Origin of the sequence: Brachybacterium sp. Z12 (assembly GCF_014400405.1) — a bacterium.
Taxonomy (GTDB): Bacteria; Actinomycetota; Actinomycetes; order Actinomycetales; family Dermabacteraceae; genus Brachybacterium.
This window is the reverse complement of sequence record NZ_CP060496.1, coordinates 1,790,507-1,815,353: the sequence shown is the minus strand read 5'-3', so window position 1 is coordinate 1,815,353 and position 24,847 is coordinate 1,790,507. Positions and strand designations below refer to the sequence as shown.

Below are 24,847 nucleotides of genomic sequence, written 5' to 3'. Positions count from 1 at the left end.
GGAACGTGATGACGATGAAGACGTATGCCGAGATGACCGCCGAGCTCGACAAGCTCGCAGCGCACAACGAACGACTGGTCGGGGGCTCCGCGCCGCCCGTGAGCAGATCGTCGATCTCAAGAAGGATCTGGAGCGGGTGGGCGATCCGCCGAACTCCTACGCCACCTTCCTGCGCCGCTGTGAGGGCAGCACCATCGACGTGCTCCATCACGGCCGCCGCCTCCGCGTCGCGACCGCCGCGAGCCTCGACCTCGAGGCGCTGGTCCCGGGGACCGAGCTGCGGCTGAACGAGGCCCTCGCCGCCGTCGAGGCGGTCGCGCAGGGCGACGCCGGCAATGTGGTGCCGGTGGTCGAGGCCCTCGCCGACTCCCGCATCCTGGTGGCCGTCGCCCCCGACGACACCCGGGTGCTGGGCCGCGCCGGCGCGCTCACCTCGGAGCAGCTCCACCCCGGTGATCACGTGCTGGTGGACCTCAAGTCGCAGCTGGTGCTCGAGAGGATCGACCGCGCCGAGATCACCGATCTCGTGCTCGAGCAGGTCCCGGAGGTGTCCTTCGAGCAGATCGGCGGGCTGGGCGAGCAGATCGAGGCGATCCGCGACGCCGTCGAGCTGCCGTTCCTCCAGCAGGATCTCTACCGCACCTACGGTCTGCGGCCCCCGCAGCAGGGCGTGCTGCTCTACGGGCCTCCCGGCTGCGGCAAGACGATGATCGCCAAGGCGGTTGCTCACGAACTGGTGCTGCGCAGCGCCGAGGTGCGCGGGGTGAGCGTCGCCGAGGCGCTCGAGAACTCCGCCTTCCTCAACGTCAAGGGCCCGGAGCTGCTGAACAAGTACGTCGGCGAGACCGAGCGCTCCATCCGCCTCGTCTTCGAGCGCGCCCGCGAGAAGGCCGCCGCCGACCATCCCGTGGTGATCTTCTTCGACGAGATGGAGGCGCTGTTCCGTACCCGCGGGACAGGCCTGTCCAGCGATGTGGAGACCACGATCGTGCCGCAGCTGCTGGCCGAGATCGACGGCGTCGAGGGGCTCGACAACGTGATCGTGATCGGTGCCTCCAACCGTGAGGACATGATCGATCCGGCGATCCTGCGCCCCGGCCGGCTCGACGTGAAGATCCGGGTGCGCCGCCCCAACGCGCGGGCAGGTCGGGAGATCCTGGGCCTCTACCTCGATGAGTCGGTGCCCGTGCGCGAGGACCGCGAGCAGCTGCTGGACCTCGCGACGCGCGAGATCTACGACGGCAGCCCGGCCTCGGCCTTCGTGCGCGTCGAGTACTCCGACGGGGGCCACGACACGCTCCACTTCCGGGACTTCGTCTCCGGCGCGACCCTGCGCAACATCGTGGACCGCGCGAAGAAGCTCGCGGTCAAGGATCAGATCGCCACCGGGATCGTCGGCGTGGGCGCCCAGCACCTGCAGGACGCCATCACCGCCGAGTTCGTGGAGAACGAGGACATGCCCTCGGCCGCCCACCCCGAGGACTGGGCCCGGACCACGGGACTGCCAGGCAGCGGCCGGCGCCGCGTCGATGCGGTGGTCCCGCTGCAGGGACGCACCCAGGGCTCCGCCGCCCACGACGAGGCCACCGAGGAGGTCCCCTCATGAACGACGCCGCCGAGCAGACCCCCGCCACCGCGCTCACCACCGAGCGGGTGATGGGCATCGAGACCGAGTTCGGGGTGGCCCATGCCGACCTCGAGGATCGCGCCCGCTCCGGCGCCGGCAGCTCGATCCTGCTGTCGCATCTGGTGATCGGGGCCTACGCGCTGCTCGACCCCCAGGAGGGTGAGCGAGGCGTGCGCGTGCGCTGGGACTACGGGGACGAGACCCCGCTGCGCGACGCCCGCGGCTTCGAGCTGCAGCGCGCCGCCGCCCACCCCTCCCAGCTGACCGACGAGGTCCGGGACGCCCACGTGCCCAGCGTCGAGATGGACATCCCCCTGGCCGGCCCCGAGATCGCTCCCGACGGGGACGACGCCGAGGTGCTCGCCTGGGCCTCCCAGCGCTCGATCGGCAACGCGGTGCTCCGCAACGGCGCCCGCTGGTACGTCGACCACGCGCATCCCGAGTACTCCGCCCCCGAGGTGCTCCGCGCCCGCGAAGCTGTCGTCGCGGACCGTGCCGGGGAGGAGATCGCGCGCCGCGCGATGGAGATCCTCGCCGCCGCCGACGGCATCCCCGAGGTCGCGCTGTACAAGAACAACACCGACGGCAAGGGCGCCTCCTACGGCACCCACGAGAACTACCTGGTGGACCGCGCCGTCCCCTTCGAGCGCGTGGTCTCCGCGATGCTCCCGTTCCTGGCCACCCGCCAGGTGCTGGTCGGCTCCGGCCGGGTGGGGCGCGGCACCCGCGGCCAGGAGCCCGGCTACCAGCTCTCCTCCCGCGCCGACTTCATGGAGGCCGAGGTGGGGCTCGAGACCACCCTGAACCGGCCCATCGTCAACACCCGCGACGAACCGCACTCGGACCCGACCCGCTTCCGGCGCCTGCACGTCATCATCGGCGATGCGAACCTGCTCGAGGAGTCCACCTTCCTCAAGCTCGGCACCACCTCGCTGGTGCTGGCCGCGCTCGAGGCCGAGCACCGCACCGGCGCCGCGATCCTGCCCGATCTGCGCCTCGCGGACCCGGTCGCCGCGGTGCGCGCCATCAGCCACGACCCGTCGCTGCGCACCACCGTGCCGCTGGCCGACGGCCGCGAGCTCACCGCCCTCCAGATCCAGCGCGCCCACCTCGAAGCCCTCGCCGCGGTCGCCGACACCGCCGACGAGGAGACCGCGACGGTGCTGGATTCGTGGGGTGAGATCCTCGATCTGCTCGAGCAGGACCCGATGCTCGCCGCCGAGCGCGTCGAGTGGGTCGCCAAGCTCCAGCTGCTGGAGCGCTACCGGGCCGGCACGGCCTGGACTGGAATGATCCGCGGATGTACATGATCGACCTGCAGTACTCCGATCTGCGGCCCGGACGGGGCCTGTTCGACAAGCTCCGCACCGCCGGCGCGGTGCCCCGCATCGTGGGCCAGGACGAGGTCGAGGAAGCGGTGCACACCGCCCCCTCCAGCACCCGAGCCCATCTGCGGGGCGGCCTCATCGCCGCGCACCGCGCGAACGTCCCCTCCGCCGGATGGGACGCGATCACCCTGGCGGGCCCCGAGGGCGGGCACCGGCTGCGGCTGGCGGATCCCCGCCTGGGCTCCGCGCTCTGGTGCGCGCAGCACGGGATCGACCCGGCCGACGACCCCACGACGATCCTCGACGCCCTGCGCCGAGCCGTCACCGACTGAGAAGGAGGACCCCATGTCCCAGCAGTCCCTGAACGCCCCCGGCGGCGGAGGCGAGGACGAGCAGAGCCCCGAGATCGTGACCGGCGGTCAGACCTTCGCCTCCGCGCAGGCGGCGGACGATCTGCTCGACGAGATCGACTCCGTCCTGGAGACCAACGCCGAGACCTTCGTGCGTTCCTTCGTGCAGAAGGGCGGCCAGTGAGCCGATGAAGCGTCGAGTCGGAGGACTGGAGACCGAGTTCGGCCTGGTGTGCGTGCGGGCCGACGGCTCGCGGGCCCTGGAACCGGAGGCGGCCGCGCGAGAGCTGTTCCGACCGGTCGTGGCGATGGGCCGCTCATCGAACGTGTTCCTCCGCAACGCCGCACGGCTCTACCTGGATGTCGGCTCCCACCCGGAGTACGCGACCGCCGAGTGCGACGACTGGTGGGAGCTGGTCGCCCAGGACCGTGCCGGGGAACGGATCTTCGCCGATCTCACCGTCCAGGCCAATGAGCGCCTGGCCGCGGAGGGTCAGGATGCGCGCATCCACCTGCTGAAGAACAACGTCGACTCCGCGGGCAACGCCTTCGGCTCGCACGAGAACTTCCTGGTGGACCGCCGCGGCGAGTTCACCCGGCTGCCGCGCTACCTGCTGCCCTTCCTGGTCACCCGTCAGATCGTGACGGGCGCCGGGGAGTGGTGCGCCCGCAGAGCAGCGACGGTGCGGATCCCGCAGAGGCGCAGTTCGTCTTCTCCCGCCGCAGCGACCACATGTGGGAGGCGGTCTCCTCGGCCACCACCCGCACCCGGCCGATCATCAACACCCGCGATGAGCCCCACGGAGACCCCAGCCGGTACCGGCGCCTGCACGTCATCGTGGGTGACTCCACCATGAGCGAGGTCTCCACCCACCTCCGGTTCGCGACCACCGACCTGGTGCTGCGCGCGATCGAGGGCGGGCGCGCCCTGCCTGAGCTGACCCTCCACGACGACATCGCCGCGATCCGGGCCGTCGCCCGCGACCTCAGCGGTACGGCGCCGATCCCCACCGCCGGCGGGGGCACCACCACGGCGATCGAGGTGCAGCAGCGCTGGCTCGATCACGTCACGGACTTCGCCGACGACTCCGAGCAGGAGGTGCTCGAGTCCTGGCAGAAAGGGATCGACGCCGTCCGCACAGGAGACCGTTCCTGGGCTGCCACGCATCTGGACTGGGCGATCAAGGAACGGCTGTTCGAGCAGGTCACCGCCCGTCGCGGGATCGATCTCGGCGATCCGGCGATCGAACGGCTGGATCTCGCCTATCACGACATCGATCCAGGGCAGGGCGTGTTCTACGCCCTGCAGCGCCGGGGCCTCGCGCCTGCGTCCCTGCCCGAGGAGCGGATCGAGGCGGCCAGGTCCACCGCGCCGACCACCACTCGCGCGCATCTGCGCGGACAGGTGGTCACCGCGGCGCAGGAGCACGGCGTGGACCACGTCGTGGACTGGACCACGATGCGGCTGACCCGCCCGGGCTCCAGGCCTGTGCAGGTCCTCGACCCCTTCGCCACCGAGCTGCCAGCGGTCGACGCCCTGCTCGAGGAGATCCGCGATCTGGGCAGCGGCCCGGGAGCCGATCCGGCGCCCTTCGCCTGAGCACTCGCGCACACCTCAGCGTCCTGCCACCTGCCTGCCCGTACCCTGGTGCCTGCCCCGGCTCACGGGGCCGCCGATCCGAAAGGTCCTGACTTGATCCGCCGCCGCACCCTGCTGACCACCGCCCTCACCGCGACCGCCGCCATAGGCCTCGCCGCCTGTACCGATGAGGGCACCGATCCGGAGGCCAGCGGTGGTCCCTCCGACGGGGGCGGCGACGGCGAGGTGCTCTCCGGCGTCACCGTGAGCGACGATCTCGGCACGGAGCCGACGGTCGAGTTCACCACCCCGCTCGAGATCACCTCCGCCGGCGCGCAGATCATCGTCGAGGGCGACGGCGACCTGGTCGCCGAGGGCGACACCATCATCTGGCGTCACATGTACGTGGACGCCTCCACGGGCGAGACGTTGCAGTCCTGGTGGCAGGGAGGACCGGCCGGCGGCGTCCAGGTCACCGCCGACGGCATCGGTCAGGCCGCCTTCGACGTGTTCACCGCCATGGCCGTCGGCTCCCGCTTCGTGATGGCCGGCTGGCAGCAGAGCAGCAACGGCCAGGCCTACTCCCTGCTCCAGGTGGGCGACGTGGACCGCGTCGTCTCCCAGCTGCGCGCCGAGGGGAGCCCGCGGAGCCGTCCGGCACCTTCCCCACCGTGACGCTCGCCGAGAACGGTGCACCCACACTCGACGCCCCGCCCGAGGGTGAGGCGCCCGCTGCGACCGTCCGCGAGGAGCTGATCCTCGGCACGGGCGACACCACTCGCGCCGGCGATTACCTCACCATGCAGTACTCGGGCTGGAAGTGGTCCGACGGCGAGCCGTTCGACTCCTCCTGGGATCGTGGGGCCCCCTTCTCCTTCGCCCAGGGAGAGAGCCAGGTGATCCAGGGCTGGGAGGAGAACCTGCTGGACCTCCCCGTGGGCAGCCAGGTCATGCTGGTGGTCCCGGCCGCGGAGGCCTACGGCGACCAGGGCGATCTCGCGGGCGAGACCCTCATCTTCGTCGTCGACATCCTCGATGCCGCGCACAGGGCAGACTGACCCCGGAACAGATTCACCCACCACAGGAGGACCGCATGACTGATCGCACCAAGCCCGAGGTCGACTTCCCCGAGGGCCCTGCGCCCACCGAGCTGGTCAGCACCGACGAGATCGTCGGTGACGGCGAGGAGGCCGGCCGCGGCGACGTCGTCGACGTGCATTACGTGGGCATCTCCCACTCCACCGGCGAGCAGTTCGATGCCTCCTGGGATCGCGGCGAGCCGCTGCGCTTCCAGCTCGGCGTGGGCCAGGTCATCTCCGGCTGGGACCAGGGCGTGCAGGGCATGAAGGTCGGCGGCCGGCGCCGTCTCGACATCCCCGCAGCCCTCGGCTACGGCGACCAGGGCGCCCCGCCCGTCATCGCTCCGGGCGAGTCCCTGATCTTCGTCTGCGACCTGGTGGCGGTGCACAAGCGCTGAGCAGCACCGCCGAGGGAGCGGCGGGGGAGCACGCAGGAGGGCAGGAGCCCCTCTTCGCGGCCCCCGCCGTTCCTGTTCCCGCCTCCCCGCCGGCCGCCGCGCCGAGCGACCCGGGCCGCCCTGCCGCGGCCCGGGCCTCCGGCCTGCGCACCACCGCCGGCTTCGACGTGGTCGAGGAGCTCCCGGTGGCGAGCGTGCGCCTGGTGGGAGTGCTGCCTCACCTGGACCGTCCCTTCGAGTACGCCGTCACCCCCGCCACGCAGGCCGCAGGGCCCGGGATGCGGGTACGGGTGCGCTTCTCCGGCAAGGACACCGAAGGGATCGTGCTCGGGCGCCACGCCGCGCCGACCACCGATCGCGCCCTCGCCCCGCTGCACCGCCTGGTCTCCGAGGACGTCGTGGTCCCGCCCGCGATGATGCGCGTGTGCGAGGAGGTCGCCGAACGCTGCGCCGGGACTGTCGGGGACGTGCTGCGCCTGGCCCTGCCGCCGCGCCACGCCCGCGCCGAGAAGGCCGATCGGGCCGCCGCCGAGAAGGAACCCGAGGCGGGCGAACCTGCTGAACCCCGTCGGCCGCGACGCCTGACGCGGACGCACAGCCCGCCCCCGCCCGCCCCGGGGACCGTTACCCGGGACTCGCCGCCCTGCTCGCGCGCGCCGGCAGCCAGGAGGGACCGGTGCCCCGCGCCAGCCTCACCCTGGACGCGAACGACACCTGGACCGAGATCGCCGCCGATGCGATCGGAGACCTCGATACCGAGCAGGGAGCGCTCGTCATCGCCCCCGATCAGCGGGACGTCGCCCGGCTGAGCCGGGTGCTCGACGAACGCGGCATCGCGCACGAGATCCTCGCCGGCACCGAGGGCCCCGAGAAGCGCTACCGGACCTTCCGCCGGATCCTTCGCGGCGCGACCCGCGTGGTGCTCGGCAACCGCTCCGCCGCCTTCGCCCCGGTCCAGGGGCTGGCGCTGGTCATCTGCTGGGACGAGGCGGACGATCTGCTCGAGGAGCCTCGTTCTCCCTACCCGCACACCCGCACCGTGCTGCAGTGCCGCTCCGCCGAGGAGCGCTGCGCGCTGCTGTTCCTCAGCGCGAGCGACTCCGTGACGCTGCGGGCCCTCGGCGATCTGGGCTACCTCGCGCGCCTGGAGCCGCTGCCCGGCCCCGTCACCGCGGTGCGACCACGGATCGTGGCGATGGACGAATACCTGCGTGAGCGCGAAGGAGCCTCGGGACGCTCACGGCTGCCGCAGGAGGCGATGCGGGTGATCCGCCGCGGGCTCGAGAAGGGGCCGGTGCTCGTCCAGGTGCCTCGCTCCGGCTACGCGCCCGCGATCGCCTGCACCTTCTGCCGCACCCGGGCCCAGTGCCCGCACTGCTCCGCCCCCCTCTCGCAGAGCGGCCGCAACGGACCCCTCCACTGCCGGGTCTGCGGCCGCCGCGAGGACGGGTACCGCTGCCCCGAATGCGACCGCACCCAGGTGCGGGCCATGGTCATCGGATCCACCCGCACCGCCGAGGAGCTGCACCGCGCCTTCCCCGGTACCACGCTCAAGGTCGCGGGCGGGGCGCACGGCGCCGTCGAGGACGACGCCGTGCCGGACCAGGCGATCATCGTCGCCACCCCGGGCGCCGAACCCGCACCCCCGGGCCGCTACGCCGCCTGCCTGCTGCTGGACGCGGACGCGCTGCTGGGACGCGCCGCCTTCGACGCGGACATCGAGGCGGTGAGACGCTGGCGCGGCGCGATCGCCCTGGTGCGCAGCGCCGACGAGGGCGGGGAGGTGCTGGTGGTGGGCACCTCCACGCTGCCCGCGATCCGGGACCTGGTGGCGCACCGCTCCACGTTCTTCCTCGACCGGGTGCTCGAGGACCGCCGTGAGCTGGACCTGCCGCCGTTCCGCCGCGTCGCGGAGATCGTGGGAGACCGCGAGGCCTGCCGCGCCTTCCTGGAGGCCGTCGAGCTGCCGGACGGCACCGACGTGTTCGGCCCGGTCGATCTCGAGGGGCCCGATGCCGCAGGCCGGGCCCGGGCCGTGGTGCGCATCGAACCGGCCCGCTCGCGAGAACTCGCCGTCGCGCTGCGCGCCGGAGTCGCCGCGCGCAGCGCCCGTAAGGCACGCGGATCGCTGCGTGTGCGGCTGGACCCGCCCGACGTGTTCTGAGCGGAATCTGCGCCGGTTCCCTCCTGCTCCCGTAGTGTGCGGTGTCACACGTGCCACACCGCGACGATGCGATGCAGGAGACATGATGACGCCCCACACCGGGAGCACGCCGCAGGAGTCCTCGACGGAAGACCGTCCCGATCTCTCCGAGGGGGAGCGCGCACCGGCGGAATCCGGCCGCACCCTGCTCGTGCGTCGACTGGGCCTGGCGCTCGGGCCGCTCTTAGCGGTCGCGATCTACCTGCTCATGCCGGCCGATGTGCCCCACGGGGCCAAGCTCACCGCGGCCATCGCGATCCTCATGGCCGTCTGGTGGATGACGGAGGCACTGCCGATCCCCGCGACCGCACTCGTGCCGCTGGTGGTCTTCCCCGTGCTGAACTCCGAGGTCGCGGTCGATGACGTGGGCGCCTCCTACGGCAACAACGTGATCTTCCTGTTCATGGGCGGGTTCATGCTCGCGCTGGGGATGCAGCGCTGGAACCTCCACCGACGGATCGCCCTCGCGATCGTCGGCTCGATCGGCGCCAGCCCCTCCCTGCTGGTGCTCGGCTTCATGGTCGCCACCGGCTTCATCTCGATGTGGGTCTCGAACACGGCGACCGCGGTGATGATGCTGCCGATCGGGCTGTCGGTGCTGATGCTGGTGAACAAGCTCCGCCTGGAGGACGCCGCGGCCAAGGGCGAGGAGCCCGGCGAGGGCGTGGACCCCCATCCGGAGGAGGGAGCCCCGGGCCCCTCCTCGGAGGCCGTGCGGTCGAACTTCGGCACCGCCATGATGCTCGGCATCGCCTACGCCGCCTCGATCGGATCGCTCGCCACGATCATCGGCACCCCGCCCAACGCGCTGCTGGCCGCGCACATGAGCCAGGAGTTCGGCATCACCCTCGGATTCGGCCGCTGGATGCTGGTGGGGGCCGCTGGCTGTGATTTTCATGGTCATCGCCTGGCTGCTGCTGACCAAGGTGCTGTTCAAGCCCGAGATCGCCGAGATCCCCGGCGGCGCCGAGCTGATCCGTGAGGAGCGGCGCAAGCTGGGCCCGCTCTCCTCCGGTGAGATCCGTGTCGCGGTGATCTTCGTGCTGGCAGCCCTCTGCTGGGTGTTCATCCCGCTCATCTCTGATGCCCTCGGTGCCGAGGACCCGCCGATCTCGGACGCCGGGATCGCGATGCTCGTCGGCCTGGTGCTGTTCGTGATGCCCGCCGGCGCCGCCCGCGGCGTGCGCCTGCTGGACTGGGATGCGGCGGTGAAGCTGCCCTGGGGCGTGCTGCTCCTGTTCGGCGGCGGCCTCGCGCTGTCCTCGCAGTTCAGCTCCTCGGGCCTGACCACCTGGATCGGCGAGGTCACCGCCGGGCTCGGCGGCCTGCCGGTGGTGCTGATCGTGGCCATCGCTGCAGCCGGCATCCTCTTCCTCACCGAGCTGACCTCCAACACTGCCACCGCCGCCACCTTCCTGCCGGTGGCCACCGCGGTCGCCGTGGGCATCGGCATCGACCCGATGCTGCTCGCCATCCCGGTGGCGATCGCCGCGACCTGTGCCTTCATGCTCCCGGTCGCCACACCCCCGAATGCGATCGCCTACGGCTCCGGCTATGTGCAGATCCCGCAGATGGCGAAGGCGGGCGTGGTGCTGAACCTCATCGGGATCGTCCTGATCACGGCCGCCACCATGAGCATCGCCGTGTGGGTGTTCCAGCTCGTCTACTGACCAGTGACGCCGCCGTAGACTCGGGGCATCATGCGTCTCCTCTTCGCCGGCACCCCCGAGGCCGCCCTCCCGTCCCTGCGCACGCTGCTCGACTCCTCGCACGAGGTGGTGGGCGTGCTGACCCGACCCGACGCCCCCTCCGGCCGCGGCCGCAGGCTCGCGCCGTCCCCCGTCAAGGCCCTCGCCCTCGAGGCGGGGATCCCGGTGCTCACCCCGCGCACGCTGCGCGACGACGCCGTCCAGCAGCAGATCCGCGAGCTCGCCCCCGACGCCGCGCCCGTGGTCGCCTACGGGAACATGGTTCCGGCCGCAGCGCTCGAGATCCCCCGCCTTGGCTGGGTGAACCTGCACTTCTCACTGCTGCCGGCCTGGCGGGGTGCAGCCCCCGCCCAGCGCGCCGTCCTCGCCGGACAGCGCAGCACCGGCATGAGCGTGTTCCGGCTCGAGGCGGGCCTGGACACCGGTGACGTGATCGCCACCGAGCAGACGGCCGTCGGCGAGTTCGAGACCTCCGGCGAGCTGCTCGAGAGGATGTCCATCGACGGGGCCGCAGTGCTGCTCCAGGCGCTGGACGCCCTCGAGGACGGCACCGCCGAGCTCACCCCGCAGGACCACGACGCCGCGACCCACGCTGCGAAGCTCACCACTGCAGAGGCGCGGATCGACTGGACCCGCAGCGCCGACGAGGTCAGCGCCCACATCCGTGGCATGAGCCCGCAGCCCGGCGCCTGGACGCTGCTGGACGGCGCCCGTGCAAAGATCCTCGGCGTCGAACAGGCCCCGGAGCACGCACCGCTCCCACCCGGTCGGATCGAGGCCACCAAACGCCAGGTGCTCGTGGGCACCGGCACCGATGCCATCGCCCTGTCCACCCTCGCACCGGCCGGGAAGCGGCCGATGCGGGCGGCGGACTGGGCCCGCGGCGCGGCGCTGGACGCCGAAGCCCGATTCACCGACGAGCTGCAGGACGGAGAGAGCGCATGAGCGAGGAGCGACGGGGAGGTCAGGACCGCGGCCGCCGCGACGAGGCCAGGGGAGCAGCCGCGGCCGAGGACGCGACGGGGACCGCTCCCGCGACGCCCAGGGCCGTGAACGCTCCGGCTCCCGCGGCCAGGGCGGCCCGCGCCGTGGCTACTCCACCTCCCGCCCCTCCGAGCGCTCCCGCAGCTCGACCCCCTCCCGCCAGGTCGCCTTCGAAGGGCTGCGCCTGGTGCGCGAGGAGGACTCCTACGCCAACCTGGTGCTGCCGCGCCTGCTGCGCAGCCACCGCGTCTCGGGGCGTGACGCCGCCTTCACCACCGAGCTGTTCTACGGCTCGCTGCGCGCACAGGGACGGCTCGACGCGATCCTCGCCGCCTGCGTGGACCGCCCGCTGAAGGAGGTCGATCCGGCGCTGCTGGACGTGCTGCGGCTCGGCGCCTACCAGCTGCTGGACATGACCGTCGCACCGCACGCCGCGACCTCCGAGACCGTGGCCCTGGCCCGCGCCGAGGTCGGCGCAGGTGCGGCGAGCTTCGCCAATGCGGTGCTGCGCAAGGTGGGACAGCAGGATCTCGAGCAGTGGATCACCGAGGTCGCCCCCGACCGCGAGAAGGACCTCACCGGGCATCTCGCCGTGGTGCACTCCCACCCGCGCTGGGTGGTGCGCGCCCTGACTGACGCGCTGGCCGGTCACGGACGCTCGCGCGAGGAGATCGACGAGCTGCTCGCCGCCCAGAACGCGGCTCCGGCCGTGTCGCTGGTGATGCGTCCCGGCCTCACCGACCTCGACGAGCTGATCGATCACGGTGCGAGCCAGGGACGGCTGAGCATCTTCGCGGCCTCCTGGCCCTCCGGCGACCCCGGCGGCATGGACCCGGTCAAGGAGGGCCGGGTCGCGGTCCAGGACGAGGGCAGCCAGCTCGCGGCCCTCGCCCTCGCCCTCGGCGCCGACGATCTGGTCCTCGCCGAGGACGAGCACTGGCTGGATCTGTGCGCGGGCCCCGGCGGCAAGGCCGCGCTGCTGGGCGGCCTGTCCGTCGGCCACGACGCGGATCTGCTCGCGGTCGAGCTCCAGGAGCACCGCACCGAACTGGTGGACCGCGCCGTGGCCACGCTGCGCGAGGCCGGTTGCGAGATCACCACCCGCACCGCCGACGGAACCACCCTCGGCACCGAGCAACCTGGACGCTTCTCCCGGGTCCTCGTCGACGTCCCCTGCTCCGGCCTCGGCGCGCTGCGCCGCCGCCCCGAGGCCCGCTGGCGCCGCACCCCCGCGGATGTCGGCCAGCTCGGCGGGGTGCAGCGCGCCCTGCTCGCCTCCGCCCTCGACGCGGCCGCGCCCGGGGGAGTGGTGGCCTACGTGACCTGCTCCCCGCATCTGGCCGAGACGCGGCTGATCGTCGCCGATGTGCTCAAGCGGCGCGATGACGTCGAGCAGCTCGACGCGCGCGAGGCCGTGCGCGCTGGGGTCCTGCCCGCCGCACAGCAGGACATCGAGCTCGGCGAGGGCCCTGCAGTCCAGCTGTGGCCCCACGTCCACGGCACCGACGCCATGTACATCTCCCTGCTCCGCAAGCAGCACGCACCCACCGAGGAAGGACTCCCGACGGCATGAACACCCCGTACTCGACCGACGGTCACTACATCCACCCCAGCATCCTGAACGCCGATTTCATGACGATCGGCACCGAGCTGGACAAGATCTCCACCGCCGACAGCGTCCACGTCGACGTGATGGACAACCATTTCGTCCCGAACCTGACCTTCGGCCCGTCCATGGTCGAGCAGATCGTCGAGCGCAGCAGCATCCCGATCGACGCCCATCTGATGATCGACGATGCGGATGTCCAGGCACCCGTCTTCGCCGAGGCCGGCGCCTCCTCGGTCACCTTCCACCTCGAGGCCGCCCGCGCCCCGGTGAAGCTGGCCCGGGACCTGCGCCGCAAGAACGCGCAGGCGGGCATCGCCCTGCGGCCCGCCACCGCGGTCGAGCCGATCCTCGACATCATCGGCGAGTTCGACATGCTGCTGATCATGACGGTCGAGCCCGGCTTCGGCGGTCAGAGCTTCCTGGAGACGATGCTCCCGAAGATCCGCCGGGCCCGCTCGGCGATCAGCGAGTCGAACCTCGAGGTGTCGATCCAGGTCGATGGCGGGGTCAGCCGCGAGACCATCGAGCGTTGCGCGGAGGCCGGGGCGAACGTCTTCGTCGCTGGTTCTGCGATCTACCGCGCGCAGGATGCGGCCGAGGAGATCTCCGCCCTGCGCGAGCTCGCCCGGGGTCACGCCGCCCACTGAGCGACGCGGCCCAGCGCCCCACCGTTCACGGCCCCGTCACAGGTGTTCACCCCCACACCCGGTGACGGGGCCATCGGTCTAAGATGACCTGGTCACAACCAGTGACGTGCTCCGGGGTCGGTGAAATTCCGAGCCGGCGGTGATAGTCCGCGACCCGCTTCGGCGGTGGAGCCGGTGAAATTCCGGCACCGACAGTACAGCCTGGATGAGAGGCGCACGTCCTGCAGGTCCTCGGGGCGCTCTGCGCGCGCCGTGATGCCCTGCCGGAACCCTTTTCCCCCGGAGCCACTGCATCCGACGGCGAAAGGACCGACATGGATCTCCTGCAGTGGCTCTTCGACGCGCGAATCGATTTCGCGGGCGGACAGTTCCTCCTCCTCAGAGAGGTGCTGGGCAATGTCTTCGGACTCCTCAGCGCCCTGGGCGGCATGCGACGAAAGGTCTGGGCCTGGCCCATCGGGATCGTCGGCAATCTGCTGCTGCTCACGGTCTTCATGGGCTCGGTGTTCGGCAGCGCGAACACCGTGGACCTGCTCGGCCAGGCCGGACGACAGGTCATGTTCATCGCGACCAGCGTCTACGGCTGGGTGCGCTGGCAGCAGGCCAAGCACGAGGGCGGCATCGCAGTGGAGCCCCAGTGGGCCTCCTGGGGTACCCGCGCCCTGCTGCTGGTCGCACTCGTCGGCGGCACCGCCGCACTGACCCCGCTGTTCCGGATGCTCGGCTCCTACGAGCCGGTCTGGGCCGATGCCTGGATCTTCATGGGCAGCCTGCTGGCCACCTTCGGGATGGCCAAGGGCTGGGTCGAGTTCTGGCTGATCTGGGTGGCGGTCGACATCGTCGGCGTGCCCCTGCTGCTCAGCGCCGGCTACTACGCCAGCGCCTTCATGTACCTGTTCTACGGAGCCTTCACCCTGGTCGGCTTCTTCGTCTGGTGGGGCGTGCGCCGACGCCACGATGTCGATGAATCCCGGGTGACGGTGGAGACCGCCCACCTGGATCCCACGGTGCGCCGGGAGTGAGACTCCTCCCGGCAGGCGGTCCGATGAGCGGACCACCTGCCGGGGCGCGTACTCTGGGCGCGTGAAGGATTTCGAGGCACTGTTCGCCGAGCTCACCGAGAAGGCCCGCACCCGACCCGAGGGGTCGGGCACCGTCCGCGAACTCGATTCCGGCGTGCATCAGATCGGCAAGAAGATCGTCGAGGAGGCCGCCGAGGTGTGGATGGCCTGCGAGTACGAGTCCAAGGACGATGCGGCGATGGAGATCAGCCAGTTGCTCTATCACCTGCAGGTGATGATGATCGCCAAGGGCATCTCCCTCGACGACGTCTACCGCCAGCTCTGACCCCGGCGGTCGTTCCGCGCCGCCCCCTCTGTCGTCCCTCCCTGTCCACCCATCTCGTGGCCGCTGCGCCGGCCGAGGAGGATCTGTGCTCCGCATCGCCGTGCCCAACAAAGGCGCCCTGTCCGACCCCGCCGCCGACCTGCTGCACGAGGCCGGGTACCGCCGCCGCGGCACGGCCAAGGAGCTCGTCGTGGTCGACGAGGAGAACGACGTCGAGCTGTTCCACCTGCGCCCCCGGGACATCGCGGTCTACGTAGGCTCCGGCACCGTGGACGTCGGCATCACCGGGCAGGACATGCTGCTGGATTCGCGCACCCCGGCCGATGAGATCCTGCCGCTGGGCTTCGCCCGCTCCACCTTCCGCTTCGCCGCGCCAGCCGGGACCCGCACCGACGTCTCCGAGCTGCAGGGCGCACGCATCGCGACCAGCTACGAGAACCTCGTCGAGGATTATCTCGCCGAGCGCGGTATCACCGCAGAGGTCGTGCACCTCGACGGCGCGGTCGAGTCCTCGATCCGGCTGGGCGTCGCAGATGTCATCGCCGATGTGGTCGAGACCGGCACGACGCTGCGCCAGGCCGGTCTGGAGCCGTTCGGCGAGCCGATCATGACCAGCCAGGCCGTGCTCTTCTCGCGCCCCGGGCTGGAGCTCGACGAGAAGGGCGCGCACGTGCTCGATGTCCTCGCGCGCCGCATCCGCGGTGTGCTGGTCGCCCGTGAGTACGTGATGCTCGACTACGACATCCCCTCCGCGCTCCTCGAGCGTGCCGTCGAGATCACCCCGGCCTGCAGTCGCCGACGGTGTCCCCGCTGCACGGCGGCGAGTGGTCTGCGGTGCGCGCGATGGTGGACACCCGCTCCGCCCACCGCATGATGGACGAGCTCTACGACGCCGGCGCCCGCGCCATCCTGGTCACCGCGATCCAGGCCTGCCGCATCTGAGATGCCGATGAGCACCCCGGAGCGCTGGACGGGCACGGGGACGGGAATGCCACGATCGTGCTGCGTCCCCGCGCAGTGCGCGTGGCCGCCTATCTCAGCGCCGCGATCGTCATGGCCGGCATGATCGCCGGCGCAGTGATGATCACGAGCTTCCAGCTCGGCGGCCGCATCGGGCTGCTCCTCATGGGCGTGCTCGTGGCCGTCTTCTGCCACCTGGAGGCCTCGGTGATGGTCACTGCGCGACCCCAGGAGCTCGTGGTCCGCAATCTGATGCGCACCCGCACCCTGGAATGGCCGGAGGTGATCGGGATCAGCTTCCCGATGGGTGACCCGTGGGCGCACCTCGATCTCGCGGACGGCACGACCCTCGCCCTGCATGCGGTGCAGCGCTACGACGGGCAGCGGGCGATCGCTGCGGCCCATCTTCTGCGCCGCCTCGTACGCGAACGAGGAGAGGCCAGTCGCGGGGACTGACGTCTCAGTCACGCGCGGCGAGGGTCGCGGCGCAGCGACCGGCGAGGGCCGCGTACTGGAACGCCGCGGGATCCTCCGCCAGGGTGCGGCCCATCGTGGTCATCCGCACGGGCATCTCCTCGAGCGCATCGCGCAGTCCCTTGGCGTCGACCTCAATGAGGTGGTGCAGCACCCCCGCTTCTTCGCCGGCTTGAGGATCGTGGTTTTCACCTGTTTCCGCACGGACTCATGAAAAGGGTTGTAACGGCTGTCGTTCCGGGGAGCACGGGGAGGTGCACGGGTGCCAGGAGCGCGCGGCCGTAGGCGGTCGAGGAGTGGTGCGAGAGGCCTCGGTGGCGCTTGCGCTCGTCGGCCCCGGAGACCCTGAGCGTCGCGACCGGCCGGCCGCCCAGCACTGCGGCGGCATGGATCGCTTCCGCGGCCTGCACTCCGGAGAAGCCCCAGCCGGTCCCCGTGCCGAGGTTGCCCGGGCCCTGGATCACGATCGCGACATCAGCGCCCACCACGTGCTTCGCCCCGAGCAGTGCGGAGTGGACGGTGACCGCTTCGAAGTCACCCCCGAAGGACTGACCGGCGCTGATCACTGCGGAGAGCAGATCCGCGGAGCGGAGTCGGGCGGCGCTGCGCGAATAGGCGGCCGGCAGGGCGGCGGCGTCGGTGTGCACGTAGGCGATCTTTGCCGAGCGTCGCTCGGCCCGGATTCCCGCGATGATGGCCGGCAGCGAGGAATGGAGGTCCGCGACCACCACCGGCATCCCGTCGATCCCCTTGGCGGTGCGGATGGTCTCGTAGTGCTCGCTTTCGGGATCATCCAGCGCGTTGACCATGGTCTGCATGGGCGTGTAGCGGGCCTTGACCATGTGCCCGCCGATCTCCTCGGGCTCGGGCAGCACGTCGAGGCGGGCCACCACCATGGCGTCCCCGCCGGTGCCCAGCTCGCGGCGCAGGGCGTTGGTGTTCAGCAGCACCCGCTCACCGACCCGGGGCTGTCCGGTCAGCTCGCGGTACGCGATCGCGGTGATCGTGCCTGCCTCGTCCTCGAGCTCGATCTCGAGCCGATCCACACCGTGCCAGGAGCTCAGCGCGTCCTTCACGGTTCCCCGTTCCCATCGCAGCATGGGCCCAGCCTAGGGCCGACGGGTGCAAGCGGCCCACTCCCGGTGCTCGGCCCGTTAGTCTGACCATGTGGCTTCGAAGAATGTGGAGAGACTCCTCAACGTCATCATGACGATCGGATCGCGGCGCCGGATCGACCGCGCCAAGCTCTTCTCCGTCATCCCCGATTACGCGAATGCAGTCTCGGACCAGGCTGCGGAGCGCATGTTCGAGCGTGACAAAGCGGCGATCCTCGAGCTCGGGCTGCCCCTCGCCACCGAGCGCGACGTGCTCGACGAGAACACCGTGTACTACCGGATCGAGACGGCGCAGTCCGGTGCGGTGCTCGATCTCACCACGGAGGAGTACACCGTCCTGCTCGCGGCGAGCCGCGCCTGGGATGCCGCGGCGGCCGGGGAGCGGCCCGCCGGGTCCGCTCCAAGCTGCTCAGCCTCGGGCACGACGCCGACCCAGATCTGCTGCGCCGTACGCCGCGCGGCGCGATCGAATCGCTCCCCGTGCTCTCGCCGCTGCTGGACGCGGTCGTCGCCGGCCGCTCCGTGCGGTTCTCCTACCGGGGCACCCATGGCACCCCGTCCGAGCGCCGCGTCGAGCCCTGGGTGGTCGGTGTCCACGACGGGCACTGGTACGTGTACGGCTGGGATCGCGATCGCTCCGCGCCGCGACTGTTCCGTGCTTCCCGCATCGAGTCCTTCCCCGCTGACGGCCCCGCCGCCCAGCAGGCCCGTCCCGAGGTCACGGATCTCTCCGCGATCCTCGAGCGCATGCTCGACAGCGACGACCGGGCCTCCGCCGTGCTGCGGGCCGCCCCCTACAAGGCGCTGTCCCTGCGTGACCGTGCCGGTGCGGCGATGGAGGCCGAGCAGCTGGTCCTGCCGAGCCTCCCGCGCCCGGCCGCACGTCGCCTGCTGCTGGGCGACATCCGCTGGGTCGAGCTGATCGAGCCCTCGCCGTGGCGGGAGGAGCTCGCGCAGGTGCTGCGCACCATCGCCGATCTCCACGAACGACAGGCTGATCTCTCGATGCTCGAGAGCGCCCCCGCGCGCCCCTCGCCGCGCATCCGGCTCACGCCGCAGAGCGGTGATCATCTCTCCCGGCTGATCTCCGCAGCGTCCTACGTGATGAGCCGGGGCGAAGCCGATCTGTCGGAACTCGCCGAGGCGCTCGACATCAGCGAGAAGCAGCTCGTGACGGACCTCCAGGTGCTCTTCGTCTGCGGTGACATGGGCGCGGGCTGGGAGGACCTGATCGAGGCGGAGTGGGAGCACGGCACGGTGCGCGTGCGCAATGCCGAACCGCTGCGCCGCGCGCTGAGCCTCAGCGCCGTGGAGATCACCGCCCTGCTGGCCGGGCTCGCGGCCCTCGAGCCCGTCGCGGGCCGGACCGAGGAGATCGTCGCCGGAGCGCGGGAGAAGCTGCTCGCCGGCATGCACGACGCGCCCGCCGATCCGGCGCGGGCCCCCACCCGCACCGAGCTCGCCGAGGCGCTCAGCGCCGATGAGATGGCCGCCCGCACCGCGGATCGCGCCGAGGCGGTCCTTGCCGCCGTGCAGGCCGCACTGCATGCCGAGACGGACGCCGAGGGCTCCTCGCTCACCATCCGGTACTCCTCCTCCGATCGGCCCGGCACCAGCGTGCGCCGGATCCGTCCGCTGCGCATCGAGACCGGTGGCGCGAGGTCCTACCTGCTGGCGGATTGTGAGCTGGCCGGTGCCGAGCGCAGATTCCGCCTGGACCGGATCGTCGAGATCCTGCCTGCCGGCACGGCGATGAGCCACGCGGACGCCGGGGAGGTGCCGCGCTCGCGGGAAGGGTCGACGGCGAGGTCTGGCTCCGCCTCGAACCTGCCGGACACTGGATCGCCGAATCGTTCGGGGCAGCCTCCCTGCGCGACGGCGAAGAGGACACCACCTACGCCCGGCTGGACTCCCCGCTACTGGCGCCGCTGGTGGACGCGGTGCTGGAATCCGCCGGCGCCGCCGAGGTGCTCTCCCGGACGGTCTCAGAGACACGATCGTGACCGTGGCGCGGGACGCAGTGGTACGTCACACGTCCTAGGAGCCGTTACCCTGGGACGACCCGCCGTGCGGTGGGCCGAGCCGCCACCGGGGTGGCCCGTCCGGCGCCCAGTCCGCTGTGGGATGATAGGTGCGCCCGCGCTGTCTCGTGGCGCTGTTGAAAGGGACTTCCATGAACTTCTTCCGCAACCCCTGGGCGATCGTCCTGCTGATCGTGCTCGTGATCCTCCTGTTCGGGGCCAACAAGCTCCCGGGCCTCGCCCGCAACATGGGCAAGTCGATGCGCATCTTCAAGAGCGAGGTCGAGGAGCTGCGCGGCGACGAGAAGGGCTCCGAGGACGAGGATGACGAGCGTCCCACCCGTGCCGCTCGGCCGCGCGATGACCGCGCCGACGACCGCCGCGCCCGTGATGAGCGCGAGTACGACCCCGTGATGACGCCGAACGCGATCGTGAGCCGATCCGTGCGAACGAGGATGACGACTCCTACCGTCGCGACTGAGCATCTCGACGCAGAACGCGTCGTCGACAGCGGGTCCGCGCGGGTGACCGCACGGGCCCGGAGCGCTGGGAGGAAGCAGATCCGTGGCGAGTGATACGCAGGGACGCGAAGGATCCGCGGCGAAGCCCGCGAAGAATCTGGGCAGGGACCCCGAGGGCCGCATGTCCCTCGGCGAGCACCTCATCGAGCTCCGCAACCGGTTGATGATCAGTGCGATCACCGTGCTGCTGCTCTCGATCGTCGGCTGGTTCCTGTTCCCCTGGGTCTTCGATGCCGTCAAGGCACCGATCGAGGCCGCGGGCAAGGACTCCGACCTCCAGGCGCTGATCAACTTCCAGGGCGTGGGCCAGGGGCTGAACGTCAAGCTGCAGATGGCTGCGTACATCGGCCTGATCCTGTCCTCCCCGATGATCATCGCGCAGATCTGGCTGTTCGTGATGCCGGGCCTGCACAAGAACGAGCGCAAGTACGCGATCGGGTTCTTCGGCAGCGCGATCCCGCTGTTCTTCCTCGGCTGCGTCGCCGGCTACTGGGCCGTGAACCAGCTCGTGCCGGTGCTGATGAGCTTCACCCCCACCGAGGGTGCGACCTCGCAGATCATCCCGTACGACCAGTACCTGGCCCTGCTGATCAAGACCATGCTCGCCTTCGGCGTCGCCTTCGTGATCCCGGTGGTCATGGTGCTGCTGAACTTCATGGGCCTGGTCAGCGGCAAGGCGATGCTCAAGGCGTGGCGCTGGATCATCTTCCTCAGCTTCGCCTTCACCGCCGTGATGGTGCCGACGCCCGAGCCCTTCACCCTGATCGCGATGTCCGCCGCGATCGCGAGCCTCTTCTTCGGCGCGATCGTGATCTCGCTGATCCATGATCGTCGCGCGGCCCGCAAGAGCGGCGACGAGGATCTCGGGGACGACGAGGCCAGCCGGATCGATGACGAGGTGGAGAAGATCGACGGCCCGTCCAGCCTGGACGACGCCGACGAGGACGGGCGGTGAGCAGGCTCCGCGTGGGCCTGCTCGCCAATCCGACGGCGGCCCAGGGGACCGCCCACCGGGTCGGTCGCCAGGTGGGACACCTGCTGCGCCTGGCGGGGATCTCCGTGGTGGATCTCTCCGGCCCCTCCGCGCACGTCGCCCGGGCCCGTGCGCTGGAGATCCGTGACTCCTTGACCGCCCTGGTCGTCGTGGGCGGGGACGGCACCGTCTCGCTCGGGGCCGAGATCGTGGCGGGCTCCGCTGTGCGGCTCGGCATCGTCCCGGCGGGCAGCGGCAACGATTTCGCCCGTGCTCTGGGGCTGACCGTCAACGATCCGGAGGAGTCCACCCGTGCGCTGCTGCACGCGCTGTCGCGCCCGGTGGTGACGATCGACGCGATCGAGATCCTCGCCGCCGGCGAGCACGCGCTGCCGCACCGGTCGCTCGCGCTCGGCAACGTCAACTTCGGTTTCGATGCACTGGTCAACGAGCGGGCAAACGGCTCCCGGGCCGGGCACACGGTCCGCTACACCGCCGCGATGATGCGCGAGCTGCCCGCTTTCTCGCCCCTGCCCTACTGGCTGGAGATCGACGGCGGTGAGCGGATCGAGCTGGATGCCACGATCCTGACCCTGTGCAGCTCCGGGATCTTCGGCGGCGGGATGAGGATCGCTCCCGACGCTCGGATCGACGACGGCGCGCTGGAGCTCGTCTCGGTCTCCGGCATCGGGCGCAGGCAGCTGCTGCGGCTCTTCCCCCGCGTCTACAAGGGCACCCACACCACGCTGGACGCCGTCGACATCACCCCGGTGCGCGAGGTGACCGTGGGGCTTCGTCACGGCCGCTCCGTCCGCGCCTACGCGGACGGCGAGCCCCGCGCGGTGCTGCCCCTGACCGCCAGGGTGCTGCCCGGCGCGGTCCGCCTGCTCGCGGACCTGCCGGGCGCTCCTGGGGGCGCCGACTACAGCGGAGGAACGCCATGACCTCACCCGCAGACCGCTACGCCCGATGGAGGACAGCGCAGCAGGACGAGCAGCCCGCCGCCGAGCTGGCCGCCTTCAGGGACCGCTATCCCTTCGAACTCGACGACTTCCAGCTGGCCGGCGGGCGCGCGCTCGAGCGCGGCAGCTCGGTGCTGGTCGCGGCCCCCACCGGCGCCGGCAAGACGGTGGTCGGGGAGTTCGCGGTCCATCTGGCGCTGGCCCGCGGCCACAAGGTCTTCTACACCGCCCCGATCAAGGCGCTGTCGAATCAGAAGTTCGAGGAGCTGGTGGACTGCTCGGCTCCGACCGGGTCGGGCTGCTGACCGGCGACACTTCGATCCGGCCCGACGCGGACGTGGTCGTGATGACCACCGAGGTGCTGCGCAACATGCTGTACGCGGATTCCGACCTCCTCGAGGGTCTCGGGTTCGTGGTGATGGATGAGGTGCACTACCTTGCCGACCGCCTGCGCGGGCCGGTGTGGGAAGAGGTGATCATCCACCTGGACCGCTCGGTGCAGCTGGTCTCGCTGTCCGCGACGGTCTCCAACGCGGAGGAGTTCGGCGCCTGGCTGCAGGAGGTCCGCGGCAGCACCGACATCATCGTCTCCGAGACCCGGCCGGTGCCGCTGTGGCAGCACGTCATCGTCGGGGACGAGCTGCTGGACCTCTTCGTCGACGCCGACGGCGAGGCCGTGGTCTCCCAGGGCCCCGGAGCCCGCAGCGACCGGCAGGTGAACCCGCAGATCGAGCGGATCACCTCCTTCTCGCTGCCGGTCGATGAGCGCTCCGGCGGGCGCGCGGCAAGGGGTATCGGGGGCGCAGGGGCACCAGCGGGCGTCACCGCCCGCGGGGCTCCGGGCAGCACCGGCCGCCGCACAGGCGCAAGGGGCGCGGTGGCGGTGGGCACCCCGGCGATGACGCACGTCGCAACGATCATCGGGAGGGTCCCCGCGGCGGCGCCCACGCCGGGGAGGCCCGGGCGGGGCCCAGCGGCCGATGCGTCGGCCGGAGGTGGTGGAGCTGCTCGATGACGCCGCACTGCTGCCCGCGATCATGTTCATCTTCTCGCGCGCGGGATGCGAGGGCGCGGTGCAGCAGTGCGCACGCGCGCGCCTGCGCCTGACCGATGACGCGGAACGTCGGGAGATCCGCACCGTGCTCGATGATGAGCTCGCAGGGATCGGCGTCGAGGACGAGGAGGTGCTCGGCATCACCGCCTTCCGACGGGCGGTGATGGACGGCTACGCCGCGCACCACGCGGGGATGCTGCCGCTGCTGAAGACGGTGGTCGAGCATCTCTTCGCACGCGGGCTGATCAAGGTCGTCTTCGCGACCGAGACCCTCGCCCTGGGCATCAACATGCCTGCCCGCTCGGTGGTGCTCGAGAAGCTGGTGAAGTTCAACGGGGTCGAGCACGCCGACCTCACACCGGGCGAGTTCACCCAGCTCACGGGCCGTGCGGGACGGCGCGGGATCGACACCGAGGGGCATGCGGTGGTCGTGGGCGGCCCCCGCTTCGACGCCCCGGCCGTGGCCTCGCTCGCCTCGAAGCGCACCTATCCGCTGCGCTCGGCGTTCCGTCCCACCCCGAACATGGCCGTGAACCTGCTGGACCGTTTCGATCTCGCCCGCGCCCGCGAGACACTCGAGACCAGCTTCGCCCAGTTCCAGGCGGACCGCTCCGTGGTGGGGCTGGCCCGTCGCGCCCGGGAGATCGAGGACACGGTCGCGTCCTATCGCGACGCGGTGACCTGCGATCGCGGTGACCTGCTGGAGTATGCGGAGATCCAGGAGCAGGTCGCCGAACGGGAGAAGACCCTCGCGCGAGCCCGTGCGGCCGCGGACAGGGATCGCACCCGCACCGTGCTCGGGGACCTCCGTCGCGGCGAGGTGATCGCGCTGCCCGGCGGGAAGCGTCGGGGCTACGCCGTGGTGCTGGACGTGGATCGTGCCGTGCTCGGCGGCCCCCAGGTGGATCTGCTGGACACCGAGGGCCGGCGTCGCAGCCTCCGCCCCGGGGACGTGCCCTCACCCCCGCGGTGATCGACACCCTCCGCCTGCCGCGCCAGGACTCCCTCGGCAGCGGCAAGGTGCGCAAGGACACCGCCACCGCACTGCGACAGCGCCTCGCCGGACAGGACGATGACGCCCGGCAGGAGGTGCGCCGGCGCGCCGGACGCACCCCCTCGACCGCTGCGACCGATGAACAGCTGCTCGCGCTCCGCGAACGGATGGACGCCCATCCCTGCTCCGACTGCCCGGACCTCGAGTCCCATCTGCGCTGGGTGGGTCGCTGGCGCAAGTCCCGCGCGGAGCTCGAGGGCGTCCACCGCCGTATCCGGGGACGCACCAGCTCGCTGGCCCGCCAGTTCGATCGCCTCACGGACCTGCTCGTCGAGCTCGGCTATCTCGAGCGCACCGGACCGACCGAGCAGGAGGGATTGGAGCAGGAGCTGCGCCCCACGGCCAGCGGCCTGCGGCTACGGCGCCTGTTCAGCGACCGTGACCTGCTGATCGCCGAATGCCTCGAGCACGGGGCCTGGGCGGGACTGACGCCCGCGGGGCTCGCAGCGGTGGTCTCCGCCGCCGTCCACGAGACGCGCCGGGACGACCGCGCCCCGGAGATGATCCCCGAGCCCGCCGTCGGCGTCGCACTGGAGGCCTCCACCCGCATCGCCGCACGTCTGCAGTCCGCGGAGACTCGCCACGGGATCACCCCCACCAGCTCCCCGGATCCCGCGATCGCCGCGATCGTGCACCGCTGGGCCCAGGGGATGCACCTCGCCGCCGCGCTCGAGGGCAACGATCTGCCGCCCGGGGACTTCGTGCGGCACTGCCGTCAGGTGATCGACCTGCTCGATCAGCTCACCGCCGACGAGGAGCTCGGACGCGTCGCCCGGGAGGCGATCAGGGCCGTGCGCCGCGGGCTGGTGGCCCAGGAGATCGACCGATGAGCGTTCTCCCAGGCGGACGCGAG

21 protein-coding genes, 5 pseudogenes and 1 riboswitch are annotated in these 24,847 nt (G+C 71.3%); of the genes and pseudogenes, 24 read left to right on the top strand and 2 right to left on the bottom strand.

Annotated features, from left to right (window positions below; genetic code table 11):
- Positions 1–14: 14 nt before the first annotated feature.
- From arc to H3H54_RS09500, 16 genes and pseudogenes are all read left to right on the top strand, one after another.
- Positions 15–1,606: pseudogene (gene arc, locus H3H54_RS09580) on the top strand (proteasome ATPase).
- A pseudogene (gene dop, locus H3H54_RS09575) lies at positions 1,603–3,287 on the top strand (depupylase/deamidase Dop). Before arc ends, dop begins: the two co-directional pseudogenes overlap by 4 nt.
- 13 nt (positions 3,288–3,300) lie before the next feature.
- Positions 3,301–3,489: a ubiquitin-like protein Pup gene (locus H3H54_RS09570; RefSeq protein ID WP_262423721.1), complete on the top strand. Its 189-nt coding sequence runs from the start codon at positions 3,301–3,303 to the stop codon at positions 3,487–3,489.
- A gap of 4 nt (positions 3,490–3,493) precedes the next feature.
- Positions 3,494–4,905: pseudogene (gene pafA / locus H3H54_RS09560) on the top strand (Pup--protein ligase).
- A gap of 93 nt (positions 4,906–4,998) precedes the next feature.
- Positions 4,999–5,559, top strand: coding sequence for a hypothetical protein (locus tag H3H54_RS09555; protein ID WP_262423719.1), 561 nt, complete (start codon positions 4,999–5,001; stop codon positions 5,557–5,559).
- Positions 5,556–5,942, top strand: a complete 387-nt coding sequence (locus H3H54_RS09550; protein ID WP_262423718.1) for an FKBP-type peptidyl-prolyl cis-trans isomerase — start codon at positions 5,556–5,558, stop codon at positions 5,940–5,942. The genes H3H54_RS09555 and H3H54_RS09550 overlap by 4 nt, the downstream gene beginning before the upstream one ends.
- A 35-nt stretch (positions 5,943–5,977) precedes the next feature.
- Entirely contained in the window at positions 5,978–6,361 is a 384-nt protein-coding gene (locus H3H54_RS09545; RefSeq protein WP_262423717.1) for an FKBP-type peptidyl-prolyl cis-trans isomerase, read from the top strand.
- A gap of 185 nt (positions 6,362–6,546) precedes the next feature.
- Positions 6,547–7,170, top strand: a complete 624-nt coding sequence (locus tag H3H54_RS09540; RefSeq protein WP_262423716.1) for a hypothetical protein — start codon at positions 6,547–6,549, stop codon at positions 7,168–7,170.
- A gap of 1,440 nt (positions 7,171–8,610) precedes the next feature.
- Positions 8,611–10,234: pseudogene (locus H3H54_RS09535) on the top strand (SLC13 family permease).
- A 30-nt stretch (positions 10,235–10,264) separates the two neighbouring features.
- Positions 10,265–11,218, top strand: a complete 954-nt coding sequence (gene fmt, locus H3H54_RS09530) for a methionyl-tRNA formyltransferase (RefSeq protein WP_262423715.1) — start codon at positions 10,265–10,267, stop codon at positions 11,216–11,218.
- Between the two features lie 226 nt (positions 11,219–11,444).
- Positions 11,445–12,830 carry an RsmB/NOP family class I SAM-dependent RNA methyltransferase gene (locus tag H3H54_RS09525; RefSeq protein ID WP_262423714.1) on the top strand — a complete coding sequence of 462 codons (1,386 nt, stop codon included), beginning with the start codon at positions 11,445–11,447 and terminating at the stop codon, positions 12,828–12,830.
- A complete protein-coding gene (gene rpe, locus H3H54_RS09520) occupies positions 12,827–13,513 on the top strand; it encodes a ribulose-phosphate 3-epimerase (protein ID WP_262423713.1) in 687 nt (228 codons plus the stop codon). Before H3H54_RS09525 ends, rpe begins: the two co-directional genes overlap by 4 nt.
- 103 nt (positions 13,514–13,616) lie before the next feature.
- A riboswitch (FMN riboswitch) is annotated at positions 13,617–13,734 on the top strand.
- 93 nt (positions 13,735–13,827) lie between these two features.
- On the top strand, positions 13,828–14,535 hold the full coding sequence (gene pnuC / locus H3H54_RS09515) for a nicotinamide riboside transporter PnuC (protein ID WP_262423712.1): 708 nt from the start codon (positions 13,828–13,830) through the stop codon (positions 14,533–14,535).
- A 61-nt stretch (positions 14,536–14,596) separates the two neighbouring features.
- Positions 14,597–14,860 carry a phosphoribosyl-ATP diphosphatase gene (locus H3H54_RS09510; protein WP_262423711.1) on the top strand — a complete coding sequence of 88 codons (264 nt, stop codon included), beginning with the start codon at positions 14,597–14,599 and terminating at the stop codon, positions 14,858–14,860.
- A gap of 85 nt (positions 14,861–14,945) precedes the next feature.
- Positions 14,946–15,802: pseudogene (hisG, locus tag H3H54_RS09505) on the top strand (ATP phosphoribosyltransferase).
- 57 nt (positions 15,803–15,859) lie between these two features.
- On the top strand, positions 15,860–16,276 hold the full coding sequence (locus tag H3H54_RS09500; RefSeq protein ID WP_316248998.1) for a PH domain-containing protein: 417 nt from the start codon (positions 15,860–15,862) through the stop codon (positions 16,274–16,276).
- 4 nt (positions 16,277–16,280) lie between these two features.
- Here the strand turns inward: H3H54_RS09500 and H3H54_RS09495 are convergent, their stop codons facing one another.
- Together H3H54_RS09495 and H3H54_RS09490 are read right to left on the bottom strand one after the other, a co-directional pair.
- Entirely contained in the window at positions 16,281–16,448 is a 168-nt protein-coding gene (locus tag H3H54_RS09495; RefSeq protein WP_262423710.1) for a DUF3866 family protein, read from the bottom strand.
- A 34-nt stretch (positions 16,449–16,482) separates the two neighbouring features.
- A complete protein-coding gene (locus H3H54_RS09490) occupies positions 16,483–17,394 on the bottom strand; it encodes a DUF3866 family protein (protein ID WP_262423709.1) in 912 nt (303 codons plus the stop codon).
- A gap of 495 nt (positions 17,395–17,889) precedes the next feature.
- On the opposite strand from H3H54_RS09490, the gene H3H54_RS09485 reads away from it, so the two are divergent.
- The 8 genes from H3H54_RS09485 to H3H54_RS09455 are packed head-to-tail and all read left to right on the top strand — an operon-like array spanning position 17,890 to position 24,824.
- The gene (locus H3H54_RS09485; RefSeq protein WP_262423708.1) at positions 17,890–19,758 is read left to right on the top strand and encodes a WYL domain-containing protein; all 1,869 of its coding nucleotides are present in this window, start codon (positions 17,890–17,892) and stop codon (positions 19,756–19,758) included.
- Positions 19,640–20,005: a twin-arginine translocase TatA/TatE family subunit gene (locus H3H54_RS09480; RefSeq protein ID WP_262426448.1), complete on the top strand. Its 366-nt coding sequence runs from the start codon at positions 19,640–19,642 to the stop codon at positions 20,003–20,005. The genes H3H54_RS09485 and H3H54_RS09480 overlap by 119 nt, the downstream gene beginning before the upstream one ends.
- Positions 19,995–20,906, top strand: coding sequence for a twin-arginine translocase subunit TatC (gene tatC, locus H3H54_RS09475; protein WP_262423707.1), 912 nt, complete (start codon positions 19,995–19,997; stop codon positions 20,904–20,906). The genes H3H54_RS09480 and tatC overlap by 11 nt, the downstream gene beginning before the upstream one ends.
- Entirely contained in the window at positions 20,903–21,868 is a 966-nt protein-coding gene (locus tag H3H54_RS09470) for a diacylglycerol kinase family protein (RefSeq protein WP_262423706.1), read from the top strand. The genes tatC and H3H54_RS09470 overlap by 4 nt, the downstream gene beginning before the upstream one ends.
- Positions 21,865–22,191: a DEAD/DEAH box helicase gene (locus H3H54_RS19585; protein ID WP_395962545.1), complete on the top strand. Its 327-nt coding sequence runs from the start codon at positions 21,865–21,867 to the stop codon at positions 22,189–22,191. The genes H3H54_RS09470 and H3H54_RS19585 overlap by 4 nt, the downstream gene beginning before the upstream one ends.
- 41 nt (positions 22,192–22,232) lie before the next feature.
- Positions 22,233–22,901: a DEAD/DEAH box helicase gene (locus H3H54_RS19580; RefSeq protein ID WP_395962543.1), complete on the top strand. Its 669-nt coding sequence runs from the start codon at positions 22,233–22,235 to the stop codon at positions 22,899–22,901.
- Positions 22,885–23,913: a helicase-related protein gene (locus H3H54_RS09460; protein WP_262423705.1), complete on the top strand. Its 1,029-nt coding sequence runs from the start codon at positions 22,885–22,887 to the stop codon at positions 23,911–23,913. Before H3H54_RS19580 ends, H3H54_RS09460 begins: the two co-directional genes overlap by 17 nt.
- Entirely contained in the window at positions 23,910–24,824 is a 915-nt protein-coding gene (locus H3H54_RS09455; RefSeq protein ID WP_262423704.1) for a hypothetical protein, read from the top strand. The genes H3H54_RS09460 and H3H54_RS09455 overlap by 4 nt, the downstream gene beginning before the upstream one ends.
- The last annotated feature ends 23 nt before the right edge of the window (positions 24,825–24,847 follow it).

Bases quoted from the DNA above. Each gene is read 5' to 3' on its own strand.
- H3H54_RS09570 (WP_262423721.1), top strand. From the start codon at position 3,301: ATGTCCCAGCAGTCCCTGAACGCCCCCGGCGGCGGAGGCGAGGACGAG.
- H3H54_RS09545 (WP_262423717.1), top strand. From the start codon at position 5,978: ATGACTGATCGCACCAAGCCCGAGGTCGACTTCCCCGAGGGCCCTGCG.
- fmt (WP_262423715.1), top strand. From the start codon at position 10,265: ATGCGTCTCCTCTTCGCCGGCACCCCCGAGGCCGCCCTCCCGTCCCTG.
- rpe (WP_262423713.1), top strand. From the start codon at position 12,827: ATGAACACCCCGTACTCGACCGACGGTCACTACATCCACCCCAGCATC.
- pnuC (WP_262423712.1), top strand. From the start codon at position 13,828: ATGGATCTCCTGCAGTGGCTCTTCGACGCGCGAATCGATTTCGCGGGC.
- H3H54_RS09490 (WP_262423709.1), bottom strand. From the start codon at position 17,394: ATGCTGCGATGGGAACGGGGAACCGTGAAGGACGCGCTGAGCTCCTGG.
- H3H54_RS19585 (WP_395962545.1), top strand. From the start codon at position 21,865: ATGACCTCACCCGCAGACCGCTACGCCCGATGGAGGACAGCGCAGCAG.
- H3H54_RS19580 (WP_395962543.1), top strand. From the start codon at position 22,233: ATGACCACCGAGGTGCTGCGCAACATGCTGTACGCGGATTCCGACCTC.